This window comes from Serinicoccus sp. CNJ-927 (genome assembly GCF_001942435.1).
GTDB classification, from domain to species: Bacteria; Actinomycetota; Actinomycetes; order Actinomycetales; family Dermatophilaceae; genus Ornithinicoccus; species Ornithinicoccus marinus.
In genome coordinates, this window is record NZ_MKKF01000011.1 from 41,216 (window position 1) to 63,144 (window position 21,929).

Below are 21,929 nucleotides of genomic sequence, written 5' to 3' on the forward strand. Positions count from 1 at the left end.
GGAGGGTCACGACGACGGAGGTCGAGCACGCCTGTGATGCACCTGCGCCCCGCTCCCCGGCGAGCCCCACGGTACGCCCTCGCGGCGACCGCGGTGGTCGCGCTGCTCGCGGGAGCGGCGACGCCCTCGGTCGCAGGGACCTCCGAGACGGCGGACGAGGCCACCAGCACGACGGGTGCCCCCACCGCGGACGACGCGAGCAGCACCTCCGACGCGCCCGCCGGCCCGGCGGAGGTCCGTCCGCAGGTCGCGGCTGCGGCCAGCCCCGTCGCCGCGGTGTCCGCGGCGCCGGTGCCGGACCGGGCGACGGTGTCGGTGCGGATCGGCGACGAGCTGGGCAGCACCTGGCTCGGGGGCACCAACCGGCGCGCCGTCACGATCCGGGACGCGCTCACCGGTGAGTCGCTGGCGGACCGCAACGCGGACCGGTTGGTGACTCCCGCCTCCACCACCAAGCTGCTGTCCGCCGCTGCGATCGTCACCGGCCTGGACGGCGAGCACACCTTCACGACGCGGGTCGTCGCCGGGGCCGAGCCGGACGAGGTGGTCGTCGTCGCCGGCGGAGACATGCTCCTCGCCGACGGCGCGGGGAACCCCGAGGCCGTGGCCGGTCACGCCGGCATCGGCGACCTGGCGGCGCAGACCGCGGCGGCGTTGCAGGAGGACGGCGGTCCCGAGGGCACCGTCCGGGTCCGGCTCGACCTGTCCTACGTCGCCGGCCCGCACGCGATGCCGACGTGGTCCGAGCACTGGATCCGGGAGGGCTGGAGCGGGCGCATCGTCCAGCTGGGCCGGTCGGGGGACCGGGCGCTGCCTTTCAACCCCTCGCCCGCCTCCCCCGAGCAGGAGGTCGCCCGGGTGTTCCGCGAGGCGTTGGCGAAGGAGGGAATCGAGGTCGTCGGCGCCGGGGACGAGGATGCGCAGGCGCAGGAGGTCGAGGCTGTCGAGGACGCCACCGAGCTGGCCAGCGTCGAGTCGGCGGCGGCACGCGACGTGCTCGCGCTCGCGCTGGCCACGAGCGACAACGCCATGGTGGAGCAGCTCGCCCGGCAGGCGGCGGTCGCCGACGGTGGCAGCGCAGAGCGGGAGGCCGTCACGGCGTGGATCCGGCAGACCGTGAGCGAGGACTACGGGCTGGAGCTGGACGGGGTGCGGATCGCCGACGCGAGCGGGCTGTCGGACGGGACCCAGATCCCGGTCGGCGTCGTCGCCGACGTCCTCGTCGCCGGGGCCGACGGCTCCCACCCCGCGTTGCAGGACGTCCTGGCCGCGGGTGGGCTGCCGATCGCCGGCTACACCGGCACGCTCGCGACCCGCTTCCACCGCGACCGGCACGACCCCGCCGTCGGCACGGCGCGCGCCAAGACCGGCACCCTGCCCGGCGTGAGCTCGCTGGCCGGCACTGTCGTGAGCCGAGATGGCCGACTCCTGGTGTATGCCCTCACCGCCGACGACCTGGACGAGGGCACCGCCGCCATCGAGGCGGCGTCGGTGCTCGACGAGGTGGTGGCCGAGCTGGCCCGGTGCGGGTGCCAGGCCGAGTGACGGGAGGCTGGCCCACCACGACGAACGGGGGTGGCCCGGCTCGCCGGGCGGGTGCGGCTCGGCATACCGTCGCCTCATGAGCGACCACCTCGAGCCCGCGGCCGACCGCACCCAGGAGCCCGTCGACGACGTCCGCGGCAGCGCCCTGGTCGACTGGGACTTCGCCGCTGCGGCCGCGACCCGGATCGCCCCGGCCGGACCCAGGGCGAGTCGGCGTGAGGTCGCCGACCTGGTGGCCGAGCTGCGGTCCGCAGCCGCCCGCGCGGTGGAGCCGGTGGCTCAGACCGCGCAGCTGTCGACACCGCCGGGGACCCCCGAGGCGCTGGTCGTGGACCGGGCCGGCTGGATCCGCGCGAACTGCGCCTCCATGGGGGCGATGCTCGAGCCTGTGCTCGACGAGGTCGTGGCCAGGAAGCGCACCGCCGACCGTGCCCGCGCCGAGCGGGCGGGCCGCGAGCTGCCCGAGATCGGCGCCACGTCGCAGGCGATCTCCGCCAAGGTGACCGGCACCGAGGTCGCGGGTCTGCTCTCCTGGATCTCGACCAAGGTGCTGGGTCAGTACGACCTGGCACCGCAGGGCACTCCCGCCCTCATGTTCGTCGCGCCCAACGTGCTGGCGGCCGAGCGCGAGCTCGAGGTGGACCCGGGCGACTTCCGCCTGTGGGTCGCCGTCCACGAGGAGACGCACCGGGTGCAGTTCACCGCGGTGCCGTGGCTGCGCGAGCACCTCATCGAGCGGGCCCGGAGCATGGGGACCCGGATCATGCCCGAGCCGGACGACCTGGGCCAGCGGCTGCGCGAGATCGCGGCGGCGCTCCCTGGTGTCCTGCGGGGCGAGGAGGACATCACGCAGGTGGTGGCGACCCCGGAGCAGCGGGAGAAGCTGGCCGAGGTCACGGCGGTGATGTCGCTGCTGGAGGGGCACGCGGACGTCGTCATGGACGAGGTCGGGCCCAGCGTGATCCCGACGGTCGCCGAGATCCGGCGACGGTTCACCCAGCGCCGCAAGGGAGCCGGCAACGTCGACAAGCTGCTGCGACGGCTCCTCGGCATGGAGGCCAAGATGCGGCAGTACAAGGATGGCGCCGTCTTCGTGCGCGGGGTCATGGACCAGGTGGGGGTCGAGGGCTTCAACCGCGTCTGGACCTCGCCCGACACGCTGCCGCGCCCGACCGAGATCGCCGACCCACAGGCGTGGGTCGCGCGCGTCCACGGCTGAGCGCCGCTCCGGTATGCCCGGTCCGCCCCCGGCCGTGGCCGCGGCCCGTCTCGCGGTGCGGCGCTGGCTGGAGGACGCCGGGCCGGCACCGGACTCCCTCGTGCTGGTCGCCTGCTCCGGGGGCGCTGACTCGCTCGCTCTCACGGCGGCCACCGGCTTCGTGGCGCTGCGGGCGGGGTTGCGTGTCGGGGCCGTGATCGTGGACCACGGGCTGCAGGGCGGGTCTGCGACGATCGCGGCGCGCGCCGCCGAGCAGTGCCGAGCGCTGCTGCCTCCCGGGTCCCCGGTGGAGGTCGGGCGGGTGCACGTCCCGGCCGGCCCGGCCGGTCCGGAGGGGCAGGCACGGGCCGAGAGGTATGCCGTCCTCTTCGCCGCGGCGCAGCGCCTCGGCGCGTCGGCCGTGCTCACCGGGCACACGCGGGACGACCAGGCCGAGCAGGTGCTTCTGGGGCTCGCGCGCGGGTCCGGTGCACGGTCGCTGGCGGGGATGCCGGCGGCCCGGTCCTTCGGCGGCACGGAGATCCTCCTGGGCCGTCCCTTCCTCGGTGGCCGGCGCAGCCGCCGCGCCGGGCCCGATGGGGGGATCACCCGGGACCAGACGGAGCGGGTCTGCACCGAGCTGGGGCTCGACCCGTGGAGCGACCCGCACAACGAGGTCGACGACTACGCCCGGGTCCGCGCCCGCCGCGCCCTGCGGCTGCTCGAGGACGAGCTCGGGCCGGGTCTCGCGACGAACCTCGCCCGCTCCGCCGACCTGCTCCGGGACGACGCCGACGCGCTCGACGCGGCCGCGGAGGGGGCATACCGGAGCCTGGGTGCGCCGCCCTGGCCGGTCGCGGGGCTGGCCGCCCTGGAGCCCGCGGTGCGGACGCGGCTCTACCGGCGCTGCGCGCGGGCGGCGGGCAGCTCCGGCACCGACCTCACCAGTGAGCACCTGCTCGCCGTCGACGCCCTGGTCACCGACTGGCACGGCCAGGGCCCGCTGCACCTGCCCGGCGGCGTCCGGGCCGGCCGCGGGAAGGACGGTGTGTGGTTGCGCGGGAGGACGTAGTTGAATGAGGCTGGACGAGAGCGCGCCACCAGGTCCCGGTGGGCGCGGAGCCGCCACGGACCTGAGGAGCGAGCTGCGTGGACGCCGAGCACATGGGTGATGACCTGGCTGACGTGCTGTACACCGAGGAGGACATCCAGGGTCGGCTGGCCGAGCTGGCGGAGGCGGTCTGGGCCGACTACCACGACAAGGACGTGCTCCTCGTCGGTGTGCTCAAGGGCGCCATCATGGTGATGGCCGACTTCATGCGCGCGCTGCCGGGCTCGGCGGAGATGGACTGGATGGCTGTCTCGAGCTACGGGTCGGGCACGAAGAGCAGCGGCGTCGTGCGCATCCTCAAGGATCTCGACACCGACATCACCGGTCGGCACGTCCTCATCGTCGAGGACATCATCGACTCCGGCCTGACGCTGTCGTGGATCCGCACCAACCTGCTCTCGCGCGGTCCCGCGAGCCTGGAGATCTGCACGCTGCTGCGCAAGCCCACCGCGGCCAAGGTCGAGATCGACACCCGCTACGTCGGGTTCGACATCCCCGAGGCCTTCGTCGTCGGTTATGGCCTGGACTACGACGAGAAGTACCGCAACCTGCGCGTCATCGGCACCCTCGCCCCGCACGTCTACAGCTGAGCGTCCCTGCGGCGGGAGGCGCTCAAAACGGTGGCGGTCCGTCGTCCTGAGCGGTTCCTGCTTCGTCCGCCCGCAGTGCGCTCTCCCCGGCGTCGGGCGTGAACGCGTCGGTCCAGTGCTCGGCCCGCAGGATCGCGCGTGGCTCCGTGCCCAGCAGGGTGTCCGGGTCGGGCGTGCTCGGGTGCGGCCCGGTGACCCTGCGGCCGTCCCGGGCCCGGGTATGCCGGACCCACACGGCGCGAAAGGCCTCGGTGCTCCTGTCGTCGCCACCCAGGGTGTCGCCACCCGGGTCGTCGTCGGCCGCCTCGAGCGGCCCGCCGGCCTTGCGGTGGCACAGCGCGGCGTAGACCAGCACCGAGGCGAGGTGGCGCTGGGCCTCCGCGGACAGGGGTGTCGAGGCGTCGGGCGAGGCTGGCGGCGGCCGCTCTGCTGACCCGGTGTCGTCCGAGGGCCGAGGGCGGGGGCTGCGACCGCTGAGGTACTGGCGGTAGTCGTGTGATCTCGTGCGGTAGAGCCGGTCGAAGAAGGAGGTCCAGGTGACCGTCCGCGTCTCGTCGATCTGCGCGGCCCAGAACTTCTGGGTCTTCATGGCGTGGAAGACGGTGTCGAGGGACTGCAGGTTGGGCTCGCTGGTCGGGCCGCCGAGGAGGTACTCCGTGACGTGGTCCAGCTGGCCGTCACCCGACGGGAGGGTGCCGTCGGGTGCGCGGGACACCAGGTCGGCAGCGGCGACCTGACGGCGCATCGCCGCGTCCGGCTTGTAGCGGGCGATCGAGCGTTCGATGCAGCGCCCGTCCGCCGGGTCGACGAGGAGCCGGTAAAGCGTCGTGCCGGCCGAGCCCACCATCCGGGCGATCTCCTCGGACGGGACGAAGCAGGAGGACCTGCCGATCACCCGTCCGCGCCCGGGGTCGACCCGGTCGCGCGGTGCTGGTCGTCCTGCGGGGGAGATGTCCCGCCAGCGAGGCTGTCCCAGGGCACGACGACCTGGAGCTGGTACGTGGGGCTGCCGGAGATCACCCGCGCGAGGTCTGCGACGTCGTCCGGGGTCAGCAGGTGGGCGAGGTCGACCTCGCTGCGGCCGCCGTCGGACATCGCTGCGTGGTGAATGGCGGCGTCCGACGGGCGGTCATCGGTGTGCCCTAACGGGAGGGTGCCGTGCAGGAGCAGGGCGCGGCCGAGGTCGGAGCGGAGCTGGGCCTCGGTGCGCGGGTCCCCGGCCGCGCGGGCACGGTGGGCCATCTGGTGCAGCCGGTCCAGGCAGGCGGTCGTCGAGGCCGCATCGCCGGTGAGCACGACCTGTCCGGTGCCGTCGTCGTCGACGATCCCGAAGGCCGTCCTGCCCCGGTGCCGGTCGGCCCGGGCCTGCGCCTCGGCCTCCGGGTCACGCGACCTCGCCCGGGTGACCTCCCGCTGCAGCGCCTGCACGAACCGCTTGGCGCCCCAGGGCCGATCAGCGACGCCACCGCCGCTGTCCAGTCGCTCAGGGCAGACCTGGTCGGCCTCCACGCTGGTGGAGAACAGGGACCGGGCCACGTCCGCAGCGTGCTCGTGGGGCAGTCCGGCGGCCAGCCGCCAGAAGTGCTCGATCTGGGACCCGCTGGCGACTCCCCGCCGCAGCCCCTCCCGCACGGGTACGGAGACGGCGCGCGGCGCGAGGGCCAGGGCCACGAGCTGGCGCGCCCGTCCCCGGCCCAGGCCGGTCAGCGTCGCGACTTCGAGGGCGGTGACGGACTTGGTCCGAGCCCGCCAGCGGTCCCGCGCGGTGGTCGAGAGCTCCTCGGGGTCCGCCACGTCGGAGCGGGACAGCAGCTCCTCGCCCGTCCTGTCCGCGAGCTGCGCGGTCAGGTGGATCCTCGCTTCCTCGAGCCGTCCCGCCAGCACCTGGAGCGCCTCGATCCCGTCGAGGCAGGCATCGGGGGACAGGCCCGCGGTTCCCTGGAGGCCCGGCTCTGCCGTGGCGAGCAGCTCGTCCGTGGCGGCCGTCGACAGCCACCGCGAGCTGTCCTGCGACCCGTCGTGCGGGTCCTGCTGCACGGGCTGCGCCGCCATCGTCATTCACCCCCCCGGTGAGTCGAGCTGATGCTCAATCTTAGCACATATGTTCGATCGATGTCGAGAGTTGTCCACACCGGGTCGTCCCATCGCGCCGCGTCGTCCGGCAGGTCATCGGCGACGGCTCTACACCGGGCATCGGTGAATCAGGGCGGGGCTGAGTCAGGACGTGGGTGACGGTCCGACGGGATCGAGGGCGACGACGGGTCGGCAGGAGCAACGGTCGGGAGTGCCGCGATCGGGCCCCGTGCTGGTCCAGTTCAGGCCTGGTGCACGAGTTCCCTCGCCCGGCCGAGGACGGGGAGCATGTCGAGGAGGGCTGGTCCGGGCTCGGGTGGGCCACCCTCCGACGCGACGATCGTGACGGCGACCCGGTGGGCACCCTCGGCCGCCCGTTGCCGGATCTGCTCCGCGACGATCTCCGCCGAGGTCCCGACGGCGACGGTCTGGAAGACGAGCACCTCCGCCTCCCCGTCTCGCCCGCTCGCCTGCCGAGCAGCCCGGACCTGCTTCGCCGCGTCGGGGAGCGCCTCGGCCCGGTCGACCACGACGCCGTCACCCAGCTCACCGGCCAGGGCGAGCGTCCTGGGGCGATAGGCACCCACGAGCACCGGCGGCACCTCCTCCGGCGGCCAGTCGAGCGCCACCGCGTCCAGGTGGACGTAGCGCCCGTTGGCCGTGACCTCCTCCCCGGCGAGGAGCGACCGCAGGGCGCCGACATACTCCCGGAGCAAGGTCATCGGGGACTCCGCGCGCTCGCCGACCTGCCCCATCCAGTCCAGGACGCCGTGCCCCACCGCGGGCAGGAAGCGGCCCGGGAAGAGCCGTGCCAGGGTGGCGATCTCCATCGCGGTTAGCGCGACGTTGCGCAGCGGCACGGGCATGAGCGCGATGCCGATCCGCAGCCGCCTCGTCCACGCCAGCGCCGCAGCGGCGGCCGAGACCCCCGCCTCCTTGAAGCAGTCCTCCCAGAGCCACAGCTCGTCGAGCCCGGCGGCCTCGGCCCCTTGGGCCACCTCCCGGAGCCGCTCCGGAGGCTGGTCCGGCGGAAAGATCACCCCGATGTGCGGCATACCGCTCAACGTAGCCGCTGGTGCTGACAGGGGTCGCTGTGACGGGGCGCGGGCCTCCAGCACCCTGCGAAGGTGGAACACTGACCTCCTGCCGCGCGTTGAGCGGCACGAAGAACCACCGCCGGATCGAGTCGACCAGGAGGACCGGGGAGTCCCGTGGCACCCCGAACGTCACTGACATGAGCACTGCCCCGAACAAGCGGCCCAGCAAGCGGCCCAAGCCCAGCCCTTGGATGTGGGTCTTCCTCTTCCTGGGCCTGGGCATCCTGTGGTACTCGCTGCTCGCGCAGAGCCCCTACAGCCGCATCGACACCGCCGACGCCCTCCAGCTCATCGAGGATGGCCAGGTCGCCGAGGCCGTGGTCACGCCGGACCGGATCGACCTCACGCTCAAGGAGGGCCAGCCGTTCTCCAACGACGAGGTGCGCGAGACCGAGCAGGTGCAGGCGTTCTACGTCGACGCCCGCGGCCCGCAGGTCATCGCCGCGCTCGACGAGAACCCGCCCTCGGAGCGGTGGACCGACGACCCCGCCCGCCAGAACGTCTTCGTCTCGATCCTCGTCAACTTCCTGCCCCTGCTGCTCATCCTGGCGCTCTTCCTCTGGCTCATGACCCGGATGCAGGGCGGCGGCCGCGGCGTGATGCAGTTCGGCAAGTCCAAGGCCAAGCTCGCGACCAAGGACATGCCCAAGGTCACCTTCGCCGACGTCGCCGGGTCGGACGAGGCCGTCGAGGAGCTGCACGAGATCAAGGAGTTCCTCTCCGAGCCGCGCAAGTTCCTCGAGGTGGGCGCGAAGATCCCCAAGGGCGTCCTGCTCTACGGCCCGCCCGGCACCGGCAAGACGCTGCTGGCGCGCGCGGTGGCCGGTGAGGCGGGCGTGCCGTTCTACTCCATCTCCGGCTCGGACTTCGTCGAGATGTTCGTCGGTGTCGGCGCCTCCCGCGTGCGCGACCTCTTCGAGCAGGCCAAGGAGAATGCCCCGGCGATCATCTTCGTCGACGAGATCGACGCCGTGGGCCGCCACCGCGGCGCCGGCATGGGCGGCGGTCACGACGAGCGGGAGCAGACGCTCAACCAGCTGCTCGTCGAGATGGACGGCTTCGACGTCAAGACCAACGTCATCCTCATCGCCGCCACCAACCGCCCCGACATCCTTGACCCTGCGCTGCTGCGCCCGGGCCGCTTCGACCGGCAGATCGCGGTCGAGGCCCCGGACATGCTGGGCCGCCTGCACATCCTGCAGGTGCACGGCAAGGGCAAGCCGCTGGCGGACGTCGACCTCATGGCCGTCGCGCGGCGCACCCCGGGCTTCTCCGGCGCCGACCTGGCCAACGTGCTCAACGAGGCCGCGCTCCTCGCGGCCCGCAAGAACGAGCAGGTGGTCACCGACGCCGATCTCGACGAGGCGATCGACCGGGTCATGGCCGGACCGCAGAAGCGGACCCGGGTGATGAGCGCCAAGGAGAAGAAGATCACCGCCTACCACGAGGGGGGTCACGCCCTCGTCGCGGCGGCCATGAACCACACCGACCCGGTGAGCAAGGTGACGATCCTGCCCCGCGGTCGGGCGCTCGGCTACACGATGGTGCTGCCGGCCGACGACAAGTACTCCACGACCCGCAACGAGCTGCTGGACCAGCTCGCCTACGCGCTCGGCGGCCGGGTAGCCGAGGAGCTGGTCTTCCACGACCCCACCACCGGGGCCGCCAACGACATCGAGAAGGCGACCGGCCTGGCCCGCAAGATGGTGACCCAGTTCGGTATGTCCGAGCGGGTCGGTGCGGTCAAGCTCGGCTCGGCCGGCGGTGAGGTCTTCCTCGGCCGCGACATGGGCCACGAGCGGGACTACTCCGAGAACCTGGCCGGCGTCGTCGACCAGGAGGTGCGCCGGCTCATCGAGGCCGCGCACGACGAGGCCTGGCACGCGCTCAACGACAACCGCGACATCCTCGACGCGCTCGTGCTGGAGCTGCTGGAGAAGGAGACGCTCAACGCCGAGGCGATCGCCGAGGTCTTCACCGACGTCCGCAAGCGGCCGGTGCGCCCGGTGTGGCTGTCCTCCGACGCCCGGACCATCCACGAGGCCGGCCCGGTCCTCACCGACGCCGAGAAGCGCGCGATGTCCAACGGGCACCACCCGCTCACCGAGACCGACGGCGACAACCCGCCCTCCCAGGTGGTCCAGGTGCCCGAAGGCGGCCATGTCGACCCCGGGCACGCCTGAGGCCGCGGCGGGCGTGAGGCCCGCCCCGGCGGGCGCCGGTCCCGACCCGGACGAGGACGCCCCCGGACCGCAGGACGCTGTCAGCCGCGCCGTCGACCACGCCCGGATCGAGGCCGCCGTCCGGGAGATCCTGCTCGCCGTGGGGGAGGACCCCGACCGCGACGGGCTCCTGCACACCCCGGCCCGGGTGGCGCGGTCCTACGCCGAGATCTTCTCCGGGATCGACCAGGACCCGAGCGCGGTGCTCGGCACCACCTTCGACGTCGACCACGACGAGATGATCCTGGTCAAGGACATCGAGCTCTACAGCGTCTGCGAGCATCACCTCGTGCCGTTCCACGGCTCGGCCCACGTCGCCTACATCCCCGGCCCGCACGGCCGGGTGGTCGGCCTGTCCAAGCTGGCGCGGCTCGTCGACGTGTATGCCCGGCGCCCGCAGGTGCAGGAGCGCCTCACCACGCAGGTCGCCGACGCCCTGGTGGACCACCTCGCCCCGCGCGGCGTCCTGGTCGTGGTCGAGGCCGAGCACCTGTGCATGTCGATGCGCGGCGTCCGCCGCCCCGGCGCCCGCACCATCACCTCGACCGTGCGCGGCCACCTGCGCAACCAGGCGACCCGCGCCGAGGCGATGAGCCTGATCACCGGACGGTAGGGGCTGTGGTGGGCACCGCGCATACCCAGATCATGGGGGTGGTCAACGTCACCCCCGACTCGTTCTCCGACGGGGGGCGCTGGCTCGACACGGACGTCGCCGTCGCGCGCGGGCAGGAGCTCGCGGCGCAGGGGGCGCAGATCGTCGACGTAGGAGGCGAGTCCACGCGGCCGGGCAGCACGCGACCGCCGGAGCAGGAGGAGGCCGAGCGGGTCCAGCCGGTCGTCTCCGCCCTCGCGCAGCAGGGGTATGCCGTCTCCGTCGACACCATGCGCGCCGGCGTCGCGGAGGCGGCGCTGCGGGCCGGGGCGGTGCTGGTCAACGATGTCTCGGGCGGGCTGGGCGACCGGAGGATGGGGCCGATGATCGCCGAGACCGGGGCGCGCTACGTCGTCATGCACTGGCGCGGGCTCCTCACCGACGCGTCGGCGAGGCACACTACGACGACGTCGTGCGGGAGGTGTGCGACGAGCTCTCGGCCCGCGTCGAGGCGCTCGTGGGGCAGGGCGTGCGGGAGGATCAGCTGGTGCTCGACCCCGGTTTTGGCTTCTCCAAGGACGCCGGCCACAACTGGACGCTGCTCGCCGGCCTGGACCGCGTCGTGGCGCTCGGGCTGCCGGTCCTGGTGGGCACGTCCCGGAAGCGTTTCCTCGGGCGCCTGCCCACCCGCCCGGGCGAGGCGACGCCCGAGGACGGCGAGCCCAGCCCGCCCGACCAGCGCGACGCCGCGACCGCGGCCACCAGCCTGCTGGCCGCGCAGGCCGGGGCCTGGGCAGTCAGGGTGCACGAGGTCCCTCCGACCCGCGACGCGCTCGCGGTGTGGCAGCTGACGCAGGAGGCGACCCGGTGAGGGGCGGTGACCAGATCCGGCTGTCCGGCGTGCGGGCGCGGGGGCACCACGGTGTCCTCGACCACGAGCGTCGCGACGGCCAGGACTTCGTCGTCGACGTGGTCCTGGAGCTCGACCTGCGCCCGGCCGGGACGAGCGACGAGCTCGCCCGGACCGTCCACTACGGCGAGGTCGCCGCTGACGTCGTCGCCGTGGTCGAGGGCGAGCCGCGCGACCTCATCGAGACGGTGGCCGAGGAGATCGCGGCCCGGGTGTTGGCGCGCCCGCTGGTCGAGGCGGTCGAGGTGACGGTGCACAAGCCGCAGGCCCCGGTCGGCGTGCCCTTCGGTGACGTCGCGGTCGTGGTGCGTCGGCGCCGGGACGTGCCGGTCGTCATCGCGCTCGGCGCCAACCTCGGGGGGACCGACGGCGCCGAGCCCGCCGAGACGTTGCGCGCGGCCGTCGGACGGCTGCGGCGGCTGCGCGGGCTTCGGGGTGTGCGCGCCTCTCGCTCCTTCGTCACCGCCCCGGTGGGCGGCGAGGCCGTCGCCGGGCAGCCGGACTACGTCAACGCCGTGGTCCTCGCCCGCACGAGCCTGTCGCCCGCCTCGCTGCTCGCGGCGCTGCACCGCGTCGAGGCTGCCTTCGGTCGCACCCGAGAGGTCCGGTGGGGCGCGCGCACCCTCGACCTGGACCTGGTGCAGTACGGCGACCCCTCGGCCGGCACCGACGTGGTGAGCGAGGACCCGGAGCTGACGCTGCCGCACCCGCGCAGCCACGAGCGCGCCTTCGTGCTCGTCCCCTGGGCCGACCTCGACCCCGCCGCGACCCTGCGCCGCGACGGGGACGTCGTGGCGGTGGGCGACCTCGTGCCGGGGCTGGTCGAGCAGCGCGTGCTCCCGATGGAGGAAGGTCCGTGAGCGGCGTGGACGGCGTGCGGGTGCGCGCCGGCGTCGTCGTCGCGGTGCTCGCCGGGATGGCGAGCTGGCTGCTGCTGCAGGTCGTGCGATCGCTGGGCGGGGCATACCCCGTCATCTCCTGGATCGGGCTCGTCCCGCTGGTCGCCGTGACGCTGCTCGTGCTCGTGATGTGCTGGCAGATCCGGCGTTACCTGCTCGGCCAGGGCACGCTGCGGCCCAGCCCGCAGCGGGGTCGCGGCACCGTCGTCGGTGCCCAGGCGGCGGCGCTCGGCGGGGCTGCGCTGCTCGGCTGGTATGCCGCCAACGCGCTGGTCCACCTGCCCAACGCCGACGTGGCGAGTGAGCGGGCCCAGCTGATCTGGGGGCTGGTGCACGCGGTGGCCGCCCTCGCCCTCTCCGTGGCGGGCTTCGTCGGTCAGGGGTGGTGCCGCATCCCGCCGACCGGGCACGACGACGATGACGACGGCGTGGCCGACGGGGACCTCGCGTACGGCTGAGTTCCGTCGCCTGAGCACCCTGGTGCGTGAGGTGGTGCGCCTCCTGGTGTCGCAGGCGTGCTCAGAGGCACCCCGGTGTCGCAACCTTCTGCACAAGCGTGCCGGGCCGACTGCAGGGACCGGGCACGCGCCTACAGTGGCGGCATGAGCGAGCCTGAGCCCGGGTGGGGCGAGCGTGACCCCCAGGTCCCGATCGAGCCGAGGCCCGGCTCACGGGAGACCACGCTGTGGCCCGGGTTGGAGGACCCGGAGCACTCACGGTGGTATGCCGACCGGTTCCGCCAGATGGCGGCCGCGGGCCAGGACCTGCAGGGCGAGTCGCGGCTGGTGGACGTGCTCGCGCCCCGCGGCGCCCGGCTGCTGGACGCCGGGTGCGGGCCCGGCCGGCACGGCGGGCACCTGTCGCGGCTGGGGCACACGGTCGTGGGGGTCGACATCGACCCGGCGCTGGTGGCGGTGGCGCGTCAGGACCACCCCGGCGCCACCTGGCTGACCGCCGACCTGGCCTCGCTCGATCTGGCGTCCCTCGGTGAGCCCGAGCCCTTCGACGGGGTTGGTGGCCGGCAACGTCATGGACTTCGTGGCCGAGCAGCACCGCGGCGCCGTCGTGGCCCGGCTGCGGGCGCACCTGTGGGAGGGCGGATTCCTCGTCGTCGGCTGCCGGGTGGTGCGCGGCTTCACCCCGGCCGACCTCGACGTGGCGGCGACCGCGGCCGGCCTGCGCCTCGAGCACCGGTTCGCCACCTGGGACCTGCGCCCCTGGCATACCGAAGCCGACTTCTGCGTGAGCATCCTGCGGAACGAGCACGCCGGATGATCGTGAGCCGTCCGGCGCACGACGGCCGCACGACGGAGCACCAGTCACGACGGTTGCTGGCGCTCCACAGCACCGTGGCGGCGGTGCTGGGCTCCGGCGTGACGGTGCTGGTGCACGAGGCCACCCATCTCGTGGCGGTCTTGGGGCTCGTGGGGCAGGGCCGCCTCTATCCCTACGGCGCTCAGTTCGAAGGGGAGCTGGACGGCGTGTCCACCGCGGTCGTCGCGCTGGCAGGTCCTGCTGTCAGCCTCGCGCTGGGCCTGGCTCTCCTGCTGACCTTGAGTCGGGCGAGAGTGGTCGGTCCGTGGCATCTCGTCCGGCTCTGGTGCGGAGCCTCGTCCTACGTCGTCGGAGCCGGCTACCTGTTCATCACCCCCGTCGGCGCCGGTGACACGGCCATCGCCGTGCGGGCCCTCGACCTTCCTGCCTGGACGGCCTTCGTCGCCGCGGCGGCCGGCCTCGCGCTCTGCCTCCTCGGCGCGCGCCTCGTGGCCTCGCGCGCGCTCCCGCTGACGGACCAGGACGACCGCATCGCCCGAGCGATTCTCCTCCACCCTGCGTGGTTCGGCACCGTGGTCAACCTCGGACTCATGCTGGCCTATCTCCTCGGCAGCGACGCGGGCTTCCCTCTCGGGCAGCAGGTGGCTGTCGTCTCGGGGTATGTCGTGCTGCTCACCCTGGGCCCGTGGTCCTTGCCCTACCTGGCGCGTCGGAGCCCGACGAGTCGGACGCACCTGCGACTGGGCCGGGTTCCCGTGGTCGCGCTGCTCGGGCTGGCCGTCCTGATCGCGGTCAACCTCGCTCTCCTCCCCGGGCTCAGGATCGGCTGAGGAGCGGCTACTTGTCGATGTCGCCCACCACGAAGAACATCGAGCCCAGGATCGCCACCATGTCGGCGACGACAGCGCCGGGCAGCATCTCGCGCAGCACCTGCACGTTGTTGAACGACGCCGAGCGCAGCTTGAGCCGGTGGGGCACCGTGTCGCCGCGGCTGACCAGGTAGTAGCCGTTGAAGCCGAGCGGGTTCTCGCTCGCGCAGTAGTGCTCGCCGGCCGGCGCCTTGAGCTTCTTCGGCAGCCGGGTGCTCACCGGACCCGGTCCCAGCTCGCGCAGCCGGGCGGTGCACGCGAGCACGAGGTCCAGGCTGACCTCGACCTGCTCCACCAGCACCTCCAGCCGCGCCAGGCAGTCGCCCGCCTCCCGGGTCACCACCCGGCCGGGCCCGTCGTCGGTGAAGAGCTCGGCATACGCGAGGTAGGGCTCGTCGCGCCGCAGGTCGACATCGAGCCCGGAGGCGCGCGCGATCGGCCCGGACACGCCGTAGGCGAGGACGGTGTCCAGGTCGAGGACGCCCACGCCCCGGGTGCGGGCCTGCAGGATCTCGTTGCCCAGCACCAGCCCGACGAGGTCGGGCAGCCGCGAGCGCACCGAGGCCACCGCCGCGTCGACCCGGTCCAGCCAGCCGTCGGGCAGGTCGTGCAGGAGGCCACCGACCCGGGTGGCCATGAAGTGCATCCGGCCGCCGGAGTACTCCTCCATCACCGCCTGGATCTCCTCCCGCTCCCGGAAGGCGTAGAACATCGGGGTGATCGCACCCAGCTCGTGCGGGTAGGACCCCAGGAACATGAGGTGGTTGAGCACCCGCCCCAGCTCGCACAGCAAGGTGCGCGCCCAGGTCGCCCGCTCGGGCACCTCCATGCCCAGCAGGTGCTCGACGGTGAGCGCGACGCCGACCTCGTTGTTGAAGGCGGACAGCCAGTCGTGCCGGTTCGCGAGCACCATGATCTGCCGGTAGTCACGGACCTCGAAGAGCTTCTCGGCACCGCGGTGCATGTATCCGATGACCGGCTCGGCGGCCGTGATCCGCTCGCCGTCGGCGGTGATGCGCAGCCGCAGCACGCCGTGGGTGGCGGGGTGCTGCGGGCCGATGTTGAGCACCATCTCGGTGGTCGAGAGCCCCCCGACGCCGGTGGCGCCGAGGGTGACGTCGAGGTCGCGCGTGCTCACCCGGTCAGCCTAAGCCCGGTCCGGCCGCCCGCGGTCGACCTCGACCACGAGCCACCAGAAGTCGCCGAGGACGCCGCTGCTCAGCGTCCGGGCGGCGGCGCGTCGGGCGAGCGCGTCGAGGTATGCCCGCGGCTGGTCCCGGGCGAGCGCGTGCGGCACCGGGGCGCTCGGGTCGCCGAGGAGGTCGCGCAGGACCTCCCGCTGCCGCCGCGGCGTCACGACGGGGTGTCCGGTCGGGGAGGGGAGCGAGGCGGCGAGGGCGTCGACAGCGACGTGCGCGGTGAGGTCGCAGCTGCCGTCGGGCACCGGGTCGACCTGTCGCCCGCCGCGGAACCCGGTCAGCGTCCCGTGGGCCGGCCGGTCCTCGGCGGTGTGGCCGTAGTCGACAGCCACCACCAGGCCGCTGCGGACCCGCCTCACCACATCGGCGAAGGCAACCTCCCGGGGCAGCCCGACCTCGGCCCGGACCACCGACTCATCCGCAGAAGCTGTTCCGCTGCGCTGATGCGTCACCGCAGCGGAACCCGTCCTGCGCAGGAGTGGACCCGCTGGCGCACCCTCTGGTCCGTCGCCGAGCCAGCGCCGCACCCAGGCCAGCTCCTCGCCCTCCACCGGCGCCCCGAGAGAGTCGCGCCACCGACCCCCCTGCGCGGTCCTCGAGACCTCGACGGTGCGCCATACCCCGGTCCCGTCCCGCTGCACCACCGGGCACGGGACGACGTCGAGCCACTCGTGCGCGAGCAGCAGCGTGGCGTCGAGGTCGCGCAGCGTGTCCGGCAGCGCCGTCCCGCCCGGCGCGACGTGCCACTCCTCGACGTCCAGACCCGCCGGCCGGGCCACGACGTCGACCCCGGTGAGGTGCAGCGCGGGCGAGACCCGGCGCAGCTCGGCCAGCAGCTCACCCCGCCCCGCGCCCACGTCGACGACCCGGTCGCACCCGTGCCGGGCGGCCAGCGCCGCCACCGCCTCGGCGAGCACCCGCCCACCGCCCGGTATGCCCTGGGCCGAGGTCGCGAAGTGCGCCGCGGGCGCGCTGCGCCGGTAGAAGCCCCCCGCGCCGTAGAGCGCCTCCTGCCAGGCCGCCTCCCAGGACAAGGAGGTGTCCTGCGTCCGGTCCGTCGCGCTGCCCGTAGCCCGTTCATGCACCGGGCCAGCCTCGCAGAGCCTAAGGTGTGCGGTCGTGGACCTTCTCGACATCGCGCGCATCATCGGCGGCCTCGTCCTGCTCGTCGGCGGCGGGGAGCTGCTCGTGCGCGGCGCCTCGAACCTCGCGGCCCGCATGGGGATCAGCCCGCTCGTGGTCGGCCTCACCGTGGTCTCGGTGGCCACCTCGGCCCCCGAGCTGGCGGTGACGGTCGGGGCGGTCCTCGACGGCCAGCCCGACCTCGCGGTCGGCAACGTCGTCGGCTCCAACATCGCCAACGTGCTGCTCATCCTCGGGGTCGCGGCGCTGGTGCTGCCGCTCGTCGTGCGCGAGCAGCTCATCAAGATCGACGTCCCGGTCATGGTCGGGCTCTCGGTGGCGCTGCTCCTCGTGGCCCACGACGGGGAGATCTCGACCGTCGAGGGTGTGGTCCTGCTCGGCGCGATGGCCGCCCACACCGTGCTCACGGTGGTCGTCAGCCGCCGGGCGCAGCGCAAGGAGCTGCGCAAGCGCAGGGCGCCCGCCCCGCGCGAGGGCGAGCCGATGCGGGCGCCGCTGGCGCTGCTGCTGGTGGTCGTCGGTGTCGCGCTCCTGGTGTCCGGCGCCAACCTGCTGGTCTCGGGGGCGGTCAACATCGCCGAGGCGCTGGGCATCAGCGGTCTGGTCGTGGGGCTCACCGTCGTCGCGATCGGGACCTCGCTGCCCGAGCTGGCTGCCTCGGTGATCGCGGCGGTGCGCGGCCAGCGGGACCTCGCGGTCGGCAATGTCGTCGGCAGCTGCATCGCCAACATCGGGCTGGTGCTCGGGGTCCCGGCGATCATCTCCTCGGGCGGTCTGCCGGTGCCGACCCCGGCCATCGCCCTGGACATCCCCTTCATGATCGCGACCACCGTGGCCCTGGCCCCGGTCGTCTTCACCGGCTTCACCGTCGCGCGCTGGGAGGGTGGTCTCTTCGTGCTGCTGTATGCCGCCTACACCGCCTTCGTCGTGCTCAACGCCACCCGGCACGAGGCGCTCCAGGGCTTCGAGCTGGTCATGGTGATCTTCGTGCTCCCGCTCGTCGCGCTGACCCTCCTGGTGACCTCGACCTTCGAGCTCGGCGTCCTCGCCGAGCGGCGCCGGGTGCGTGCCAAGGCGGCCGCGGGACAACCCGTACCGTGATGTCGTTTTTCTGCTAGATCTACGTCGCGGCAGGCGGCACCATGGTCGTGTGAGCACCTCAGCCATGCACCTCGACCACGACCGCTGCGCCACGGTCGTGCGCAGCAAGGACCCGCGCTACGACGGCTGGTTCGTCACCGGGGTGCTCAGCACCGGCATCTACTGCCGGCCGAGCTGCCCGGCCATCACGCCCCGGGTGCGCAACATGCGCTTCTACCCCAGTGCCGCGGCGGCCCAGGGGGCCGGCTTCCGGGCCTGCAAGAGGTGCCTGCCCGACGCGACCCCGGGCTCGCCCGAGTGGCACGTGCGGGGGGATGTCGTGGCCCGGGCCGTGCGGCTCGTCGCGGACGGGGTCGTGGACCGGGAGGGCGTCAGTGGGCTGGCGGCCCGCCTCGGTTACTCGACCCGGCAGCTCGAGCGCCTCGTGCGCGCTGAGCTGGGGGCAGGACCGCTGGCGCTCGCCCGGGCGCAGCGCGCGCAGGCGGCCCGCCTGCTGCTGGAGGGCACGGCGCTGACGATGGCCGACGTCGCGCACGCCGCGGGCTTCTCCAGCATCCGGTCCTTCAACGACACCGTGCGCGAGGTGTATGCCGCCACCCCCTCGCAGCTGCGGGCGGGAGCCAGGGGTGGCGCCACCGGCGGAGCCCGCGGCACCGTGGGGCAGCCACCACCGGGTGCCCCGACGACGCTGACCCTGCGGCTGCCCTTCCGGGCACCGCTGCACGCCCCCAGCCTCTTCGGCCACCTCGCCGCGACCGCGGTGCCGGGGATCGACACCTGGGTCGACGGCGCGCTCGTCCGCTCGCTCCGTCTCCCCGCGGGTCCCGCGGTGGCCGAGCTGCGCCCCGGCCGCCCTGACGACCGTCACGTCCACGTCACACTGCGGCTCACCGACACCGGTGACCTGGCGGCTGCCATCGGGCGCTGCCGGCGGATGCTGGACCTGGACGCCGACCCGGTCGCGGTCGAGGAGCACCTCGCCTCCGACCCTGCCCTGGCGCCCCTGGTGCGCAAGCACGCCGGCGTCCGGCTCCCTGGCAGCCCGGACACCGACGAGCTCGCCCTCCGCGTGGTCCTGAGCCAGCAGGTCTCGACCGTCGCGGCCGGGACGCTGACCGTGCGGCTGGTGCAGAGCCTCGGCGACCCGTTGCCGGAGCCGCTGACCGGGCCGGTGACCCATCTGTTCCCGACGGCTGCTGCGGTGGCCGGCGCCGCCGACCACGAGCTTCCCGGGATGCCGGCCTCCCGTCAGCGCACCCTGCGCACGGTGGCTGCGGCGCTCGCGGAGGGCGAGGTCGACCTCGGCCCCGGGGCCGACTGGGGCACGGCGCGCGAGCAGCTGCTGGCGCTGCCTGGTGTCGGCCCGTGGACCGCCGAGATGGTGCTCCTGCGGGGCCTGGGCGACCCCGACGCCTTGCCCGTCACCGACCTCGGCGTCCAGGTCACCGCTGCCGCCCACGGGCTGCCGGGCGGTCGCGGACTGGCGCAGCACGCTGCTGCCTGGAGCCCGTGGCGCAGCTATGCCACCTCGCTGCTCTGGGCCGCCTCCGACCACGCCGCCGCGCGCCTGCCGGACGCCGAGCCGGGCACCGACCGATCCACGACCGACTTCCACACGACCGACCGCCACACCACCGACGGCACCGACCGCCACGGCGGCGACGGGCATACCGTCACGACGAAGGAGACACCATGACCACTCTGCACCTGACGATCGACTCCACCCTGGGTCCGCTGCGCCTCGCCAGCGACGGCGAGCACCTGACCGGCGTCTACTTCGCCGAGCACCGGCACGCGCCTCAGGAGCTGGGCGCCGAGGTCGACGAGGCGCAGGCACCCGCCGTGCTCCTCACGGCGGCCCGGCAGCTGCGGGAGTACCTGGCGGGGGAACGCACCGAGTTCGACCTCCCCCTGGCGGCCAAGGGCACCGACTTCCAGCAGCGCGTCTGGGGCGTGCTGCGCACGATCCCCTACGGCACGACCTGGTCCTACGGCGACCTGGCCCGGGCGCTGCGCCAGCCCGGGGCCTCGCGCGCGGTGGGGCTGGCCAACGGTCGCAACCCGATCTCCATCGTCGTGCCCTGCCACCGCGTCATCGGGTCCACCGGCGCCATCACCGGCTACGGCGGCGGCGTGGAGCGCAAGCAGCAGCTGCTGGACCTCGAGCGCAGCGCGAGCCCCCCGCGCTCTTCGGCTGAGTCGACCCCCGGCAGCGCCGCCGACGCCGTGCCGGGAAGTCGCCGACGGACGACTACGCTGGGAGGGTGAGCGACGCGACCCCCCAGCCCGTCCCGGACACCGACCTGCCCGAGCAGATCGCGGTCCGTCAGGGCAAGCGTCAGGCGATGCTGGACGCCGGGGTCGACCCCTACCCGGTCAGCCTGCCGGTGACCCACACCCTGCAACAGGTGCGCGAGCAGTGGGACGGCCTGGAGACGGGCGAGGAGAGCCAGGACGTCGTCGGGGTCGCGGGACGGGTCGTCTTCGTGCGCAACACCGGCAAGCTCTGCTTCGTCTCGCTGCAGGCCGGTGACGGCACCCGGCTGCAGGGGATGCTCTCCCTCGCCGAGGTCGGGCAGGAGTCGCTGGACCGGTGGAAGGCCTGGGTCGACCTGGGCGACCACGTCTTCGTCGAGGGCCGGGTCATCCGCTCCCGCCGCGGTGAGCTCTCCGTCATGGCGGCCCGGTGGGAGATGGCCGCGAAGGCGCTGCGTCCGCTGCCGGTCCTGCACAAGGACCTGTCCGAGGAGCAGCGGGTCCGGCAGCGCTACGTCGACCTCATCGTCCGGGGCGAGGCGCGCCAGATGGTGGCGGACCGGGCGGCCATGACGCGCGCCGTGCGCCGCGTGCTGGAGCAGGACGGCTATCTGGAGGTCGAGACCCCGGTGCTGCAGGCGGTGCACGGCGGTGCGAACGCCCGGCCGTTCGACACCCACCTCAACGCCTTCGACATGCCGATGTCGATGCGGATCGCGCTCGAGCTCTATCTCAAGCGGGCGGTCGTCGGCGGGGTGGAACGGGTCTACGAGATCGGCCGGATCTTTCGTAACGAGGGCATCGATTCCACCCACTCGCCGGAATTCACGATGCTCGAGTGCTACCAGGCATACGGTGATCAGTTCACCATGGCCGATCTCATCCGCCGGATCATCCTCGCGGCGGCCGACGAGCTCGGCACACGCACGCTCGACACTCCTGCAGGAATGATCGACCTCGACGCGGAATGGTCCTGGCTGCCCTTCTACGAGGGCCTGTCGGCGGCGGTGGGGGAGAGGGTCGGAGTCGACTCCTCGCTCGACGACCTGCGTCGGCTCGCTGCCACTCACGAGGTGCCGGTGAAGCCGGAGTGGGGCGCCGACAAGATCGCCATGGAGATCTTCGGCGACGTCGTCGAGCCGACCCTCGTCCAGCCGACGTTCGTCTGCGACTACCCGGCGATCGCCCAGCCGCTGGCCCGCCCGCACCGCACCGAGCCCGGGCTGGTCGAGGCGTGGGACCTCGTGATCGGCGGGGTGGAGCGGGGCACCGCCTTCTCCGAGCTGGTGGATCCTGAGGTCCAGCGGGCGCGGCTGACCGAGCAGTCGCTGCTCGCCGCGGGCGGGGACCCCGACGCGATGCAGCTGGACGAGGACTTCCTGCGGGCGCTGGAGTATGCCGCGCCACCCATGGGTGGCCTGGGGATGGGTCTGGACCGGGTGCTCATGCTGCTGACCGGCACCGGGATCCGGGAGACCATCCTCTTCCCCTTCCTCAAGCCGGAGGCGTGATGGGCGACCTCCTGTACGAGGGGTGGATGATCCTGGCGGCGCTGCTGCCGTCGGCAGGGCTGCTCTACCTCTTCTACGTCGTCATGAAGCACGTGGTGGAGGGAGACCGCCGCGAGCGTGCCGCGCTGCGGGCCGCCGAGCAGGCGCAGGACGCGCAGGAACGCGAGAGGGGCACCGCACGCGCCCCGCAGGACGATCCGGACGCCCGCCCGGAGCAGCGTCGCTGACTGCTGCGCCCACCCGCTGGCGGGCCGTTGAAGAATGGCACTGTGATTGCCTTGTGACCTTGTCGCGCAATTGCCCGGGTTCGCGTTCGGAGGAAAAGGCGCTAGTCTTCT

The 21,929-nt window shown here is 73.5% G+C and carries 20 protein-coding genes and 2 pseudogenes; 17 read left to right on the forward strand and 5 right to left on the reverse strand.

Features of this window, described 5'->3' with window-relative positions; genetic code table 11:
- Positions 1-36 precede the first annotated feature (36 nt).
- The 4 genes from BJF86_RS04165 (at position 37) to hpt (ending at position 4,444) form a co-directional block, all read left to right on the forward strand.
- Positions 37-1,545 carry a D-alanyl-D-alanine carboxypeptidase/D-alanyl-D-alanine-endopeptidase gene (locus BJF86_RS04165; protein WP_075817095.1) on the forward strand — a complete coding sequence of 503 codons (1,509 nt, stop codon included), beginning with the start codon at positions 37-39 and terminating at the stop codon, positions 1,543-1,545.
- 76 nt (positions 1,546-1,621) lie between these two features.
- Positions 1,622-2,764 (forward strand): zinc-dependent metalloprotease, encoded by a 1,143-nt coding sequence (locus BJF86_RS04170; protein ID WP_075817096.1) that lies wholly within the window; start codon positions 1,622-1,624, stop codon positions 2,762-2,764.
- 13 nt (positions 2,765-2,777) lie between these two features.
- Complete coding sequence (gene tilS, locus BJF86_RS04175) at positions 2,778-3,815, forward strand: tRNA lysidine(34) synthetase TilS (protein ID WP_075817097.1); 1,038 nt, start codon at positions 2,778-2,780, stop codon at positions 3,813-3,815.
- A 77-nt stretch (positions 3,816-3,892) separates the two neighbouring features.
- Positions 3,893-4,444, forward strand: a complete 552-nt coding sequence (gene hpt / locus BJF86_RS04180) for a hypoxanthine phosphoribosyltransferase (RefSeq protein WP_075817098.1) — start codon at positions 3,893-3,895, stop codon at positions 4,442-4,444.
- A gap of 22 nt (positions 4,445-4,466) precedes the next feature.
- On the opposite strand, the gene BJF86_RS04185 is transcribed toward hpt, so the two are convergent.
- From BJF86_RS04185 to BJF86_RS04195, 3 genes are all read right to left on the reverse strand, one after another.
- A complete protein-coding gene (locus BJF86_RS04185) occupies positions 4,467-5,339 on the reverse strand; it encodes a hypothetical protein (RefSeq protein WP_075817099.1) in 873 nt (290 codons plus the stop codon).
- Positions 5,336-6,496, reverse strand: a complete 1,161-nt coding sequence (locus BJF86_RS04190) for a hypothetical protein (RefSeq protein WP_143553684.1) — start codon at positions 6,494-6,496, stop codon at positions 5,336-5,338. The genes BJF86_RS04185 and BJF86_RS04190 overlap by 4 nt, the downstream gene beginning before the upstream one ends.
- 263 nt (positions 6,497-6,759) lie before the next feature.
- On the reverse strand, positions 6,760-7,572 hold the full coding sequence (locus BJF86_RS04195) for an LLM class flavin-dependent oxidoreductase (RefSeq protein ID WP_075817101.1): 813 nt from the start codon (positions 7,570-7,572) through the stop codon (positions 6,760-6,762).
- Between the two features lie 179 nt (positions 7,573-7,751).
- Between BJF86_RS04195 and ftsH the strand changes: the two genes are divergently transcribed.
- The 8 genes and pseudogenes from ftsH (at position 7,752) to BJF86_RS04230 (ending at position 14,342) form a co-directional block, all read left to right on the forward strand.
- Entirely contained in the window at positions 7,752-9,797 is a 2,046-nt protein-coding gene (ftsH, locus tag BJF86_RS04200; RefSeq protein ID WP_237768080.1) for an ATP-dependent zinc metalloprotease FtsH, read from the forward strand.
- Complete coding sequence (gene folE, locus BJF86_RS04205) at positions 9,775-10,449, forward strand: GTP cyclohydrolase I FolE (RefSeq protein WP_083652707.1); 675 nt, start codon at positions 9,775-9,777, stop codon at positions 10,447-10,449. Before ftsH ends, folE begins: the two co-directional genes overlap by 23 nt.
- Positions 10,450-10,481: 32 nt before the next feature.
- Positions 10,482-11,299: pseudogene (gene folP, locus BJF86_RS04210) on the forward strand (dihydropteroate synthase).
- Positions 11,296-12,198 carry a dihydroneopterin aldolase gene (gene folB, locus BJF86_RS04215; protein ID WP_075817102.1) on the forward strand — a complete coding sequence of 301 codons (903 nt, stop codon included), beginning with the start codon at positions 11,296-11,298 and terminating at the stop codon, positions 12,196-12,198. The pseudogene folP and the gene folB overlap by 4 nt, the downstream one beginning before the upstream one ends.
- Positions 12,195-12,695, forward strand: coding sequence for a DUF3180 family protein (locus BJF86_RS04220; protein ID WP_083652708.1), 501 nt, complete (start codon positions 12,195-12,197; stop codon positions 12,693-12,695). The genes folB and BJF86_RS04220 overlap by 4 nt, the downstream gene beginning before the upstream one ends.
- A 285-nt stretch (positions 12,696-12,980) precedes the next feature.
- Positions 12,981-13,157, forward strand: a pseudogene (locus BJF86_RS19480) (class I SAM-dependent methyltransferase); the annotation flags it as partial.
- A gap of 94 nt (positions 13,158-13,251) precedes the next feature.
- Positions 13,252-13,512, forward strand: a complete 261-nt coding sequence (locus BJF86_RS19485) for a hypothetical protein (RefSeq protein WP_321166152.1) — start codon at positions 13,252-13,254, stop codon at positions 13,510-13,512.
- Positions 13,509-14,342: a hypothetical protein gene (locus BJF86_RS04230; protein ID WP_075817103.1), complete on the forward strand. Its 834-nt coding sequence runs from the start codon at positions 13,509-13,511 to the stop codon at positions 14,340-14,342. Before BJF86_RS19485 ends, BJF86_RS04230 begins: the two co-directional genes overlap by 4 nt.
- A 7-nt stretch (positions 14,343-14,349) precedes the next feature.
- On the opposite strand, the gene BJF86_RS04235 is transcribed toward BJF86_RS04230, so the two are convergent.
- The gene (locus BJF86_RS04235) at positions 14,350-15,519 is read right to left on the reverse strand and encodes an NADH-quinone oxidoreductase subunit D (RefSeq protein ID WP_075817104.1); all 1,170 of its coding nucleotides are present in this window, start codon (positions 15,517-15,519) and stop codon (positions 14,350-14,352) included.
- A gap of 9 nt (positions 15,520-15,528) precedes the next feature.
- Positions 15,529-16,665 carry an SAM-dependent methyltransferase gene (locus BJF86_RS04240; protein ID WP_237768081.1) on the reverse strand — a complete coding sequence of 379 codons (1,137 nt, stop codon included), beginning with the start codon at positions 16,663-16,665 and terminating at the stop codon, positions 15,529-15,531.
- A gap of 34 nt (positions 16,666-16,699) precedes the next feature.
- Between BJF86_RS04240 and BJF86_RS04245 the strand changes: the two genes are divergently transcribed.
- Genes BJF86_RS04245 through BJF86_RS04265 form a run of 5 tightly spaced genes read left to right on the forward strand, consistent with a single transcriptional unit; the run spans position 16,700 to position 21,818 of the window.
- On the forward strand, positions 16,700-17,824 hold the full coding sequence (locus BJF86_RS04245) for a calcium/sodium antiporter (protein WP_075817106.1): 1,125 nt from the start codon (positions 16,700-16,702) through the stop codon (positions 17,822-17,824).
- Positions 17,825-17,873: 49 nt separating this feature from the next.
- The gene (locus BJF86_RS04250; RefSeq protein ID WP_321166141.1) at positions 17,874-19,520 is read left to right on the forward strand and encodes a DNA-3-methyladenine glycosylase 2 family protein; all 1,647 of its coding nucleotides are present in this window, start codon (positions 17,874-17,876) and stop codon (positions 19,518-19,520) included.
- Positions 19,517-20,092 carry a methylated-DNA--[protein]-cysteine S-methyltransferase gene (locus BJF86_RS04255; RefSeq protein WP_075817108.1) on the forward strand — a complete coding sequence of 192 codons (576 nt, stop codon included), beginning with the start codon at positions 19,517-19,519 and terminating at the stop codon, positions 20,090-20,092. The genes BJF86_RS04250 and BJF86_RS04255 overlap by 4 nt, the downstream gene beginning before the upstream one ends.
- On the forward strand, positions 20,089-21,591 hold the full coding sequence (lysS, locus tag BJF86_RS04260; RefSeq protein ID WP_075817109.1) for a lysine--tRNA ligase: 1,503 nt from the start codon (positions 20,089-20,091) through the stop codon (positions 21,589-21,591). Before BJF86_RS04255 ends, lysS begins: the two co-directional genes overlap by 4 nt.
- On the forward strand, positions 21,591-21,818 hold the full coding sequence (locus BJF86_RS04265; RefSeq protein WP_075817110.1) for a hypothetical protein: 228 nt from the start codon (positions 21,591-21,593) through the stop codon (positions 21,816-21,818). Before lysS ends, BJF86_RS04265 begins: the two co-directional genes overlap by 1 nt.
- Positions 21,819-21,929: the final 111 nt, after the last annotated feature.